The sequence below is a fragment of the Calditrichota bacterium genome (assembly GCA_014359355.1).
Lineage (GTDB): Bacteria > Zhuqueibacterota > Zhuqueibacteria > JANLFK01 > Oleimicrobiaceae > Oleimicrobium.
The window spans coordinates 1-12,214 of sequence record JACIZP010000356.1 but is presented as its reverse complement, the minus strand read 5'-3'; the positions used below and the strand labels follow the sequence as shown (position 1 = coordinate 12,214).

Here is a 12,214-nt window from a genome sequence, read left to right as displayed (position 1 = left end):
GCCTGTCATTCGCCCGGCGGACTCGCCTGCCCGCGGCAGACAGGGGGCTTCCTCGACAAAGGTGTGGCAACTCATTCATGCCGACGAGGGGCCCGGTGGCGCATGTCCACAGAGGGAGGATTGCGGTGACTCGGCGGGCCCGGCTGGGTGACCAAGTCGCCCGTTCCGAATCGTGCGCTCCGGGTGCACAGTCGCTACCACCGGATTCATAGCTTCCCCTGCGAGGGCCCGCTTGCATTTGCCAGCATTTGTTGCTATATTTGCGCCTCGAACTGGGACGGATTGGCAAAGGAGGCAACGTGGAGACAGTCCTGCGGTTCGCAATCGAGTTGCAGCAGCATCTATGGGCAGCACGCCTCCCTTTGGCGCGATGGCGCCTCTGGCAGGGCGAGATGGCCCCGGACCGGGTGGCGGCCGGCCCAGACGCTGACTGGCCGGAGGTTGAACTGCCGGCGCCATGGGGCGGGTATGATCAGACGGGCTGGTTCTTTGCGCATGCCCAGGTGCCCGAGGAGTGGCGCGGCAGCCCGGTGTACCTCTACCTTGACATCGACGAGTCGTTGCTTTTCGTGAATGGCAGCCCGGCGCAAGGGGTCGATGCGAACCATCGCGAGCATCTGCTCACGTCGCAGGCGAAAGGGGGGGAGCGCTTTGCGCTGGCCATAGAGGCCTACGCGGGCCTCACGCAGGAACGCCGCATCTTCCGTCAGGCGGAGCTGCGGCTCGTACGGCCAGCCGCTTGGGAACTCTACCACGACTTGCGCGCCGCCCTGGATGTGTTGGCCGGGCTGCCCCCCGGCTCTGAAGAACACCAGCAAGTGGCGACTCTCTTGACCGAGACGATGCGGCTTCTTGACCCGCGTGAGCCAGGCAGCGCGCACTACTTTGCGGCAGTGGAGCGTGCAGGGCGCTTTTTCCGTCGAGGCTGGGGAGAGTTGCAGTCCCGCTGCCCTGGTCGCGTGTGGGCCATGGGACACGCGCACATTGATGTCGCCTGGCTGTGGCGCATCAAAGAAGTGAAGCGCAAGAGCGCGTGCACCTTCGCCACGGCGCTGGCGCTGATGGAGGAGTATCCCTGGTACCACTTTGTGCAGAGCCAGCCGCAGCTTTACGCTTTTGTGAAATCGACCTACCCGGATCTGTACCGACGCATCCGCGAGAAGGTCAAGGCAGGGCAGTGGGAGCCGACCGGCGGCATGTGGGTTGAGGCCGATTGCAACGTTCCCAGCGGCGAGTCGCTGGTACGGCAGCTTCTCTACGGACAACGCTTCCTGCAACAGGAATTCGGGGCACCAGCGCGGGTCTTGTGGCTCCCGGATGTGTTCGGCTATTCTTGGGCGCTGCCGCAGCTGCTCAAGAAGGCTGGCATCGACTATTTTTTCACCGCCAAAATTGGCTGGCTCTACAAGAACCCCTTCCCGCACAGCACGTTCTGGTGGCAGGGCGTGGACGGCTCGCGCGTTCTCGCGCACCTCTGTTTCCATCGCCAGGCCTACAGCGCGGGCCTGGACGCCGCAGGCGTGCGCGAGTCCTGGGAGAACTTTCGCCAAAAGGACTCGGCGCGCGACGTCATTCTCTCTTTTGGGTACGGCGATGGCGGTGGCGGGCCGACCCGTGCGCACTTGGAACAGCAAAAGAGGCTGGCCCACGCCCCAGGCCATCCAATTCTGAAGCAAGGGAGCTTGGAGGAGTTCTTCGCTGCAGCACGCCGGAATAGCCGCCATCTTCCGATATGGGCAGATGAGCTTTACCTTGAAGGACATCGCGGCACCTACACCACGCATGGGGCCATTAAACGCGAGAATCGCAAGTGCGAGCTCCTGTTGCGCGACGCCGAGCTGCTGGCCGCCATCGCCTCGCGATTCGGACACCCCTATCCGGCGGAGACTCTGCATCAGTGCTGGGAGCGCCTGCTGCGCAACCAATTCCACGACATCCTGCCGGGAAGCTCAATCCCCGAGGTCTATCAGGATGCGCTGGCCGACTATGCGTTTGTGCGGGAGAACGTTGGCCGTCAGAGGGACAACGCCCTCAAGGCCCTCGGCGAGCTGGTGAACACCGAAGGCGCAGGAGACAGCCTCATCGTCTTCAACACCTTAGGCTGGCCGCGCACGGACGTTGTTGCGCTCCCTGCTGAGGGGCTTCCCCGGTCCTTCAGGATCGAAGACCCGTCCGGTCGTCCGGTGCCGTATCAACGGCTGCGGCGCGTGGATGGAAGGGAAGAGGTGCTGTTCATCGCGCACGACGTCCCGCCTTGTGGTTACACCACCTTCCGCTTGGTCGCGGCACGCCCGATCGGGAGCGGGCCGGAGTGCCAGGCTGAGGGCGGCAGGGTGGTCACACCCCATTTCGAGGCGATTCTAAACGAGAGGGGGGAGATGCTGCGCCTCGTGGACCGGGACTGCTCCCGGGAGGTGTTGGCAAAGGGCGCACGCGGCAATGTGCTGCAGACTTTCTTGGACTACCCGCCCTTCTGGGAGGCTTGGGAGATTGCGCCGGACTATGAGGTGCGGCCTCTGCAGCTTCTGCGGCCGCGGGGAAAGGCGCGTTTTCACGCGGGACCGGTGTGCGCTGTGGCAAGGGTGCAACTCACGAGCGGGCGGTCTTCCCTCACCCAGGACATTATGTTCTATCGCGACCTCCGCCGTATCGACTTTGACACGCTCGTCGACTGGCACGATCCGCGCACGCTGCTCAAGGTGGCCTTCCCGGTTTCGGTGTGGGCAGAACGCGCCACGTACGAGATCCAGTTCGGGGCCATCGCTCGCTCCACGCGGCGCAACACCTCCTGGGAACAGGCGCGCTTCGAGGTGCCGGCCCAACGCTGGGCCGACCTTGGCGACGGAAGCTACGGCGTGAGCCTGCTCAACGATTGCAAGTACGGCTACGATGCGCGCGACAATGTTTTGCGTTTGACGCTCCTCAAGAACTGTTATGCGCCCGACCCGCAAAGTTGCCAGTATGGCGTGCTCTACGACGGGCAGACGGACGAAGGGCTGCATCGCTTTACTTACGCGCTTTGGGCACATGCAGGCGACTGGCGCACGGCGGGGACGGTGCAGGCAGGCTACGAGCTGAATGTGCCGCTCCTTGTGATCCGCCAGAGGCCTCACCCGGGTACTTTGCCCGAGAGGATGAGCTTTGTCACCCTCTCTGGCGCCCCATCGGTGGTGGTGGATACCTTGAAACAGAGCGAAGACGAGCAAAGTCTCGTGCTGCGTCTGTATGAATCAGCGGGTGTGCCGGCTGTGGCCGAGGTGCATACACAGCTCGCCACGGACAAGGCGTACGCAGCGGACTTGCTGGAGCGAGCGCGCGGCCGCCCAGTGTGGGAACGGGGCCGGGGTCGTATCAAGCTGTCGCCGTTTGAGGTGATGACGCTCAAGCTGCAATGAGGGCAGTGCTGGGCAGGAGCGACCGCGGCCGAGGGCAACTTGTGCTAGGTCTTGAAGCCGCCCAGGACCCAGAAACGCCGGCAGGAATGTGGCAACCCGAAAGGGGCGTACGTGGGGCGCGTTTCACGGTCTTTCCTCTGGGCCTTGGGAGCCCATGTGCTCTCAGGAGCAAGGAAGGTGGAGGGAGCAGGCGTTGGAGCTGATTGAGGGGCGCATTTGCGTGGAGGCGGCGCTGGCGGCGCGGCAGCGGCGGGTGCGCCTGATCGTCGTGCGCGAGGGAATTCACCCCAAGCGGGTGGCAACACTTCTCCAGATGGCCGAGGAGCAAGGGGTGCCGGTCAAATTCGCTCCGGCGGCGGAAATCGATGCCATGGCCCACGGCAAGACGCACGGCGGGGTCATTGCCTTGGCGACGCCCAAGCCGCCTGTGCCCCTTGAGGAGCTGGTCGAGCGCCTCGCGCACCAGGCACACGCGCCGGCACTGCTCCTCCTCGATGGCGTGGACGACAGCCAGAACCTCGGCTTCACGATCCGCTCGGCAGAAGCCTTAGGCATTGATGCCGTCCTTCTGAAAAAGCACGTCTGGGACTTTGACGCTACGGCGGTGTCGCGCGCTTCCTCCGGGGCGTTCGAGCGCATGCCGCTGGCGATAGTCGGCCAGGTGGAAGGCGAAATTCCGCAGCTCAAAAGGGTCGGCCTGCGCTTGTGGGGGTGCGTGGCCAGCGCGCGGCGGGTTATCTACGAGGTGGATTTGACCGGGCCGGTGATCATGGCCATCGGCGGAGAGAAGCGTGGTCTGTCAGCGGCAGTGCGACGGCAGTGCGACGGCATGGTGCGCATCCCCATCGCCGGCAACGTGGGTTCCTTGGCGCTCAGCCACGCTGCGGCGATTGTCATGGCCGAAGTCATGCGGCAGCGGCTGCGCAAGGAATCCCCGGAGCGCCTTTAGCGGGCCCGCCTGCAGACGCCCGGGTCGCGGGTGGTCCCCTGTCGACCATGGCGCGGCCGTCAGGGCCTTGGTGATAATTTGGCGAGACTTGAACATCGCCGGTGTCCCACCAAGGGAAGAAAGGGCCAGCCAAAGCCACGCCCCGTTCGCCCCTTCCACGCCTGGACGGTTCTGGCACCGAGCAGATACTCAGTTTCGTGCTCCCCAGCTCATGCTTACCACCACATTCCTGCCTGGGGCATCCCACCAGGTGACCGTGGAGAGGTGGTCCCGGTAACTGCGGTCGAAAAGATTGGTAATGTTGATGGCCAGCTCCACAGGGGTCGCACCGCTCTGCAGGGGCAATCCAGCCCCTACGTCGCACAGGACATAGCCAGGGGTGGCGAGTTCATTGGCGGCGACGCGGCGCTGGTCGCCAACCAGCCGTGCGGTGAGTCTGCCCCACCATCTGCCGGCAGGCGCCTGGAGGTACAGGCAAATGCGCCCGTTGAGCGGCGGTATTTGGGGCAGGGGCTGGCCGGATGCCTCATCGGTACCCCGCACGTAGGAGGCCTGTGCCTGGGCCCGAAGCGGACCGAGTAGCCTCGCCTCCACCTCGAACTCGCCACCTTGCAGGAGCGCGCGGCCGACGTTGGCGTACTTGAAGGTGTCCGGCGCGACCGTCACCCGGCTGAGTACGATGAGGTCATTCACCCTGTTGCGGAACACGCTGAGCTCACCGCGGCAGCGCTCCGTGCGCCACTTCACTCCGGCGTCGAGGTTCAGGCTAGTCTCAGGATGGAGCTCGGGATTGCCCACCACGAATCCCAGTTGGCCTACACCCTTGAAAAAGCGTTCCTGCAGCGAGGGCCCCTTGAAGGCGCGGCCGAGGTTGGCGAAGAGCCGTACCCCGTCGGTGACGGCCACGCTCGCACCGAGATTGCCGCTGACATTCTGCTCGCGCCGTACAAGGTCTGCCTCGGCCAGGGTGCCGCGCGTGCCGGTGGCGCTGCTTTGCAGATGGTCCACGCGCAGGCCGGCGCTGACGCTGGCCCACGGCACGGGCGAGTGCTCGTCGCAAGCGAAGATCCCCACGCCCCACCGCCGCGCGGGCGGCGTGGGCGGGATGCGGTCCACTGTCTCTTTCACCAGCGCGCCTTTGCCGTCATAGAGGCGCGAAATGGCGGTGCGTCGGGTGTTGTCATCCTCGCCGAACAGGTCAACACCAGAGGTGAACAAGTGGTGGCCCCACACCAGGCCGCTTGCCAGCAGCGTGGCGCCGAAGGAGTCGGCCGAACGGTGTGCCTCCAGAACCTGGTCCAGACGCTGCACCCCCCGCGGCACGTGTAGCAGAGCCTCAAAGTTGCGTTTTCCCCACTGGTAGTGTGCATTGACCTCGATTCTCGGCGCACCAGACCGCGGCTGGTGCTCGTAGGCAAGGCTCAGCACCGTCCGCTCGTAGAGGCGGAAGCGTGCGCGCTCGGCGTAGGGGGAGGTGGGGACGCCCACATTTGACGAGCGAACCGAGGACACACCGCACCGCACAAGGTGTGCCGGTGACGGCTGATAGGCAAAGTCGATGTCGGCGTCAATGCCTCGGTACTGGCTATTGGGTAGCCGTCCGCGGGGCGTGCGCACGTTCTCCGCGCGCCGCCCTCCCAGGCGCAGGCGGGCATTGGCACGCGCTCCCCGCAGCAGGAGGGAAAGTCCGGCGGCACGCTGTTCATCGGCAGAACTCGACTGCACAAAGCCGCGCGTGGTGACGGCCGGTCGCTGCGCTGCCACAAAGGCGGGAGTGGTCACATAGTTCACCACCCCGCCGACCGCATCGGAGCCGTACTGGACCGAATGAGGCCCGCGGACCACTTCTACTCGCTCCACCTGCCCGACATCCAACAGGGGAGCGTGCTGCCCGTAGGAACGGAGCACGTCCAGGCGTTGGCCATTGATCAGGGTAAGAACCTGCGCGCCCTTCAGGCCGCGGATGACCGGTTGTTGGCTCCACGGCCCGCTGGAGGTGACGGCGACCCCAGGGGCAAGGACGAGGGCCTCGCCCACGGTGGCGGGAAGAGCCTGCACGATGGCGCGCCGCTCCAGCAGCGTCACCGGCACACTGGTAAGCAGCGGGTCCTGTTCGTGGCGGCTGGCCGTCACCACTACCGCCGGCATGCGGTAGGCCACCGTATCCGGGCGCGGTTGCTGGGCGAGACACCACGCCGACCGTATGACAGCAGCCAGCGCCATAGCCCAGGTGAGGGCTGCGCGATGGTGTCGTGGCCCTTGGAATCGCCACCCCCAATTCGCGGTGCGGCTCATGCGGCAGCTTTGCCTCCTCATGATTGCTTCTCGCTCCTTCGCAGGGAAGCGATCTCAGGCAGCCGCCTCTTTCTCCGCCCACACACGCACCAGTTCCACCAGCACTGCCACTGCCTTTTCCATGTCTTGCACGGAGATCCACTCTTGTCTGGAGTGGAAGTTATGCCCTCCAGTGAAGATGTTCGGCGTGAGCAGACCCTGGTAGCAGAGGCGCGCCCCGTCAGTGCCGCCACGGATGAGGCTCAGCTTTGGCTCAAGACCGACCCGCCGCACTGCTTCCAGGGCATAGTCCACCACTTTGGGATCCTCGTCTATTTTGTATTTCATGTTGCGGTAGGACTCTTCGACAGTGAAATCCAGCCGGGCCCGCGGATGACGGGCCATCACCTCTTCGGCCAGCGCGCGCAACATCTCTTCATGCGCCTTGAGCCCTTCCACGGTAAAGTCGCGGATCAAGAACTTGATCGTGGTCTGTTCCACGCCTCCGCTGATGCTGTTCGGATGCACGTACCCCTCGCGCCCTTCGGTCGTTTCGGGGGACAAACGATCCTTGGGCAGCTTCTCTATGATCTCCGCGGCAATCTTAACGGCATTGACTAACTTCCCCTTGGCGTATCCGGGGTGCACATTTACCCCGTGCACGGTCATTACCACCGTGTCGGCACAAAAGGTTTCGTTCTCTATTTCGCCCAGAGTTTCGCCGTCCACCGTGTAGGCATAGTCAGCGCCAAACGCCTTGACATCGAAGAACTTGGTACCCTGGCCGACTTCCTCGTCGGGGGTAATGGCCACTTTGATCGGCCCGTGCTCGATTTCCGGATGGCTGACCAGGTACTCCAGGGCTGTGAAGATCTCGGCGATGCCTGCCTTGTCGTCTGCGCCCAGCAGCGTTGTGCCGTCGGACGTGACGATGTCGTTGCCAATTTGGTGAGCGAGGGCCGGATTTTCCGTCGCGCGGATCACCACCGGCGGCTCGCCTGGCAACGTGATGTCGTCGCCTTGGTAGTTGCGGTGGATGATGGGCTTCACGTCTGCGCCCGAGACATCAGGTGAGGTGTCCAAGTGCGCGATGAAGCCGATAGTGGGAATGCGGTGGGTGCTGGTGGCGGGGAGCTCGCCGAACACGTAGCCGTGCTCATCCATGCGCGCGGCAAGGCCCATGGCCTGCAGCTCCTCGACAAGCACCTTGCCAAGCTCTTTCTGCTTCGCAGTGCTGGGAAAGGTTGTGGCCTCCTCCGCCGATTGCGTGTCATAGGCCACATAGCGGAGGAATCGCTCCAGAACTGTTTGTGCCATGGCTTTCTCCTCATTCGTGTCGTGTGCCGTCAATAAAGGCTTCGCGGAAGGCTTGTGGAATCGCCACCGGTTTGCCCTGCATGTTCACAAAGGCCATCACTGTCTCTGCCTCGGCGCAGAGGCAGCGGCGCGTCTCATTGTAGATGGCGTAGGAGAGCGTGAAGCGAGCGCGTCCCCAGGTGGTGATCGCCCCCTCGATGCGCAGCAGGTCATCGGCGAAGGCAGGGGCGCGGAAGTCGATGCAGGCACGCACCACCACGGGCCGCGCCTGCCACCGGGCAAAGTCCGCAAAGCCCATGCCCCTGAGCGCCATGAACTCACCTCGTGCGAATTCCAAGTAGTGGAGAAAATTGGCATTGTTTACATGGCCAAACGAGTCGAGTTCATAGCTACGCACCTTGAGCCGGGCTACCAGGGGAGTGAGCATCATGGCTATCCTTTCTGTGTGCGCATTCATGGGCTAACCTTGCAAGACTTCGCAGTAGGCGTTCATCCAGTATTGCCAATCGAAAGGGCGGGCCAGACAGGCAAAGTCCTGGCGCCGCAGTTCTGCGACGTGCTCTGCCGCCCAGGCGAGTCGCTCGGCAAGCGTGCCATCCTCGTATAGAAAGTCAGCAGGATAGAGCTCGGGATAGACAAGGCGGTTTGGCACCAGAGGCGCGCACCCGGCCCGCACCGCCTCCAGCACGGCCACGCCGAAAAACTCCTGCAACGCGGTGGAGACGACAATATCGCCGCTCCTGAGAATGCCGAGGTACTCTTCACGCGACTCAGCGTAGCCCCAGTGGGCGATGTGCTCTGCTAAGCGCTCCCTGGCCTGAGCGAACACGGGCGCGCACTCCTTGAACTGCTGGCCGAGGACGCCCAGCGAGAAGGCCACACCTCGTCGCTGCAACTCGTAGAGCGCGGCAAAGAATACTTCTGGCGCCTTGTCGTGTTCCCACCGGTGGTTCCAGATGATGCGCGCCGGCCCCTGCTTGGGCTCCGGCGGAGGAAACTCAGTGGGATCCAAGGGGACCGGCAGGACGTGGCTCTTCTCCGCAATGCGCTCCACGATCCCCTTCGGACGAAAGTCGGGAAACTTCTTCAGCAGTTTGGGTGCCGCCTCCAGCAGCGTGTCCCGATTGAACTTGCTGTTGAAGACGACCACGTCGGCGGCAAGGGCGGTGGTCAGATTGGTGAGCGCGAAGTGAAAGTCCCACTCCCTGTACAGGCGCGTCGGGTAGACAAACTGGTTCTCATGAAAGTAAACCACCTTGCGCGCATCGCGGAGCCAGCGCGGTCCCAGGGCCAGGAGGTCAGTGAGGCTGAGGAGGGAGGAGCAGAAAACTGTCTCGGCTGGCTCCTCGGCGGTGAGGGCCTCCGCCAGGTGCAACGCTGCTCCGCGCATGCGCCATTTCCACTTGCGCGCCGGCATGACGATGGTGCGAAACGAAAACGGCAGCCACCGCTGCATGCCCCTCACCAACTGCAGGTGGGAGTCCCCGCCGTACGGCTCCACAATGAGCACGCTCCTCATGGCCTTGCCGCGGTTTGCCTTCACCGGTAGCCGAGGGCTGTGTATCCCACCCAGTGGCGAATGTGGTAGGGGGCGGTTGTCCCAATGCCGATGTCGGGTAGCGGGAGGGTTCCCAGGCGGAAGCTTGTGTCGTAGCGCAACAGGTGCCCCTGCAGGGGCGAAAGACCCAGCTCCGCCACCGTCTTGCGCACGGTCTCCAGGCCGAAGGGGACGGCGAACCTCCCGCACCAGCGAATCTTGTACCGCCGGATGTCCTCCTCTCCCCAGACCTGGCGACAGAAGGACTCCAACTTTGGCGCAGCCAATGGGCCAGCCAAAGTGGACAGGGCCAGCAAGCTGTCGATGGCCGTCTGAATGCGATACCCGCACAGGTCCGCGCCAAAAGGCGCCATATTCCTGCCACCCCAGTCCTGGTCGCCGTAGTGGTCACCGTCGTTGGAGCAGATGAAGGCGATGTCCGTTCCTAAGGTCCACCTATGCCGGCGGATGGCAGAGGCCAGTGCCTTGGCCAACTGCGCGGAGAGTAGATCGATGCGCTCCCAGTTCATCGGTGGGACAAGGATGGAAACGATTTCTGCGTCACGAACGTAGTGCTGGATGAACGGGACAATGCCCTCCACGGAATGTTCCGCGGTTTGAAACTCGTCGTGGATGACGTAGGAATCTTTGGGAAGGTGCGCAATGAGTTCCTGCCGCAGGGGTGAAACGGGCACCGGCCCATAGGGGCCACGCCAGGCGCTAAATGAGTCAAAGACAAGCTGGTCGTGGAGGCCGTAGTCGGTGGCCTTGTGGGCCACGCCGAACAGGACAACTCGCCGGGCGCGCAGGTGCCGGAACACGTGCACATAGACCCTTCCAGCCAGCAGGTGATCGTCATGGGGACAGACGGCAGCTACCCAACGGCTGTCGTTGTCCAAGCCGAGGCGGGCGGCATTGGCGAGCAGTTTTTCGCGCTCCAACTCCTCTGCAGCGTGCACCACACGCTCGATCTGTGCCGCAGTAAAGCAGAATCCCACCGTATCTTTGAGCCCACGCAGGTGTTCGGCAGGGGGTACAGGGCTCTGCTCGTGGCGGCAAGAAAGGCCCAAACCGACCAACAGCAGCAGCGAAAGAGCGAGAGCAACGGCTGTCTCCGCGCGCATCTCTGCCTCCTCACAGCTTACGAAATCCCCGGCAACGTCTGTAGGCCGTGGCGTCGCGCCTCGTGGAGCATGATGCGGTGAAGTTCCTCGGTCACTTCCTTTGGCAATCCCGGTTGAGGGGGCGAGGACAGGAGCCGCTCCACGATCCGGTGAGCCCTCTCACCGGCAGTCAGGTCGCCCTTTGCCTGGCGGCTCTGGTAGTTGTCGCGATCGATGGCCTCGCTGGGCGTGTGCACTTCGTGGCGGAACCACTCCAGGGTAACAGGCGAGGTCAAGAAGTGGTCGCCCTCGTAGATCGCGCCGTATAGGTCGTCGGCAAGGCGAGGCGTACGCACGCGCAGGCCTTCCACCAGGCGGAGGGCGGCGCCGCAGATGTCGTTGTCGATGACCAACTTCTCAAGACTCTGGCAGCTCTCGAAATCCAGCATCCCCGGCCCGGAAACGACGTTGATGCCGGCCAGGGCTGCCAGCACGGCGCCCATGGCGGTCTCGAGCCCGGCCTGGGCGTCCACCACTTTCGCGTCGCTCAGGGCCATATAGGCGTGGGTGGGCAGGCCAAAGCGCTTGCCCACCGCTGCGTAGGCCACGTCAAGCATCATCGTCTCGATGGCCCCCATGGGCGTGGTGCCGGTGCGCATGTCCATGGCAGAAGGTGACCCACCATAGATGATGGGCGCACCCGGACACGCTAACTGGTGGATAGCCACGCCGCTCAATGTCTCAGCCGTGTGCTGCACCAACGCGCCCACGAGTGTCGCCGGGGCAGTGGCGCCAGTGAGGGGCATCGACACCAGTTCGGCGGGGATACCCGCACGGGCGCAGTCGATCAGGCATTGGCAGGTGAGGGTGCTCCACTTCAATGGCGGTGAAGGGCAGCAGTCGAAGATGGCCAACGGCTTCTGGCGGAGCGCTTCCTCGCTGCCGCGCACGGCCACCAACATCTCCCGCATGACCCGGAAGCCATCTACGGCAAAGGTGCCGGTGACCACCGGCTTGCCGCAGTACTGCAGCGCGATGAAGAGCCGGTAGCGGTCCGCCATGCCCTCAGGTACATCTCCTGGAATAAGCCCGGTACTCTGGGCAGCGAAATGGGGCAGCGCCTCAGTGAGCCGGGCAAAGGCCACGAGATCGGCGGTCACGGGTGTCCGCTCTTTCTGGGTTTCCCAGTCAAGAATGGTCAGCGCCGCCGAACCTGGGTCAAAGTGGACAGAGTCGCCTTGGAGCTGCATGGCCGGCCTGCCCTGACGGTCGAACACCGGGATGGCCCGTGGCGCGGTGCGCAGCGTAGCCTCCACTAGGGAGCGCGGTATCTTCACCTGGTGCACGTCCTGCCGGCCTTTGGCGCCGGCCTCCAAGAGAAGGTGCCGCCCCTCATCGTGCTCCACCATCACCCCCACTCGCTCAAGAACCTCCATGGCCTCATCGATGACGCGGTCAATGAGCTGGTCGCTGATCAGGGAAATCCTTGGCCGTTGTTCCATCAGGGTTGTCCCTTTCCGTCTCGTCTGCTGGTGTAGACACGCACATCAACCGATCTCACTCGTTCCCCGGCAGGGTGACTCCAGTGCATTTGCTCCGCTGCCCTTTGTCGCTCCATTGCCGGAGCGACGCGCTGTTG

At 63.9% G+C, this 12,214-nt stretch carries 8 protein-coding genes; 2 read left to right on the top strand and 6 right to left on the bottom strand.

What is annotated here, in order from left to right; translation table 11 throughout:
- The first annotated feature begins 299 nt into the window (after positions 1–299).
- Both H5U38_14950 and rlmB read left to right on the top strand, forming a co-directional pair.
- Positions 300–3,395 carry an alpha-mannosidase gene (locus H5U38_14950; protein MBC7188321.1) on the top strand — a complete coding sequence of 1,032 codons (3,096 nt, stop codon included), beginning with the start codon at positions 300–302 and terminating at the stop codon, positions 3,393–3,395.
- Positions 3,396–3,588: 193 nt separating this feature from the next.
- Positions 3,589–4,344 carry a 23S rRNA (guanosine(2251)-2'-O)-methyltransferase RlmB gene (gene rlmB / locus H5U38_14945; protein ID MBC7188320.1) on the top strand — a complete coding sequence of 252 codons (756 nt, stop codon included), beginning with the start codon at positions 3,589–3,591 and terminating at the stop codon, positions 4,342–4,344.
- A gap of 189 nt (positions 4,345–4,533) precedes the next feature.
- On the opposite strand, the gene H5U38_14940 is transcribed toward rlmB, so the two are convergent.
- The 6 genes from H5U38_14940 to H5U38_14915 are packed head-to-tail and all read right to left on the bottom strand — an operon-like array spanning position 4,534 to position 12,077.
- Positions 4,534–6,639: a TonB-dependent receptor gene (locus H5U38_14940; GenBank protein MBC7188319.1), complete on the bottom strand. Its 2,106-nt coding sequence runs from the start codon at positions 6,637–6,639 to the stop codon at positions 4,534–4,536.
- Positions 6,640–6,693: 54 nt separating this feature from the next.
- A complete protein-coding gene (gene pepT / locus H5U38_14935) occupies positions 6,694–7,935 on the bottom strand; it encodes a peptidase T (GenBank protein ID MBC7188318.1) in 1,242 nt (413 codons plus the stop codon).
- A 10-nt stretch (positions 7,936–7,945) separates the two neighbouring features.
- Positions 7,946–8,392: an acyl-CoA thioesterase gene (locus H5U38_14930; GenBank protein MBC7188317.1), complete on the bottom strand. Its 447-nt coding sequence runs from the start codon at positions 8,390–8,392 to the stop codon at positions 7,946–7,948.
- Between the two features lie 3 nt (positions 8,393–8,395).
- A complete protein-coding gene (locus H5U38_14925) occupies positions 8,396–9,445 on the bottom strand; it encodes a DUF3524 domain-containing protein (protein MBC7188316.1) in 1,050 nt (349 codons plus the stop codon).
- A gap of 29 nt (positions 9,446–9,474) precedes the next feature.
- Positions 9,475–10,596 carry an AmmeMemoRadiSam system protein B gene (amrB, locus tag H5U38_14920; GenBank protein ID MBC7188315.1) on the bottom strand — a complete coding sequence of 374 codons (1,122 nt, stop codon included), beginning with the start codon at positions 10,594–10,596 and terminating at the stop codon, positions 9,475–9,477.
- A 17-nt stretch (positions 10,597–10,613) separates the two neighbouring features.
- Complete coding sequence (locus H5U38_14915) at positions 10,614–12,077, bottom strand: trimethylamine methyltransferase family protein (GenBank protein MBC7188314.1); 1,464 nt, start codon at positions 12,075–12,077, stop codon at positions 10,614–10,616.
- Positions 12,078–12,214: the final 137 nt, after the last annotated feature.

Bases quoted from the DNA above. Each gene is read 5' to 3' on its own strand.
- amrB (MBC7188315.1), bottom strand. From the start codon at position 10,596: ATGCGCGCGGAGACAGCCGTTGCTCTCGCTCTTTCGCTGCTGCTGTTG.
- H5U38_14930 (MBC7188317.1), bottom strand. From the start codon at position 8,392: ATGAATGCGCACACAGAAAGGATAGCCATGATGCTCACTCCCCTGGTA.
- H5U38_14940 (MBC7188319.1), bottom strand. From the start codon at position 6,639: ATGAGCCGCACCGCGAATTGGGGGTGGCGATTCCAAGGGCCACGACAC.
- H5U38_14915 (MBC7188314.1), bottom strand. From the start codon at position 12,077: ATGGAACAACGGCCAAGGATTTCCCTGATCAGCGACCAGCTCATTGAC.
- pepT (MBC7188318.1), bottom strand. From the start codon at position 7,935: ATGGCACAAACAGTTCTGGAGCGATTCCTCCGCTATGTGGCCTATGAC.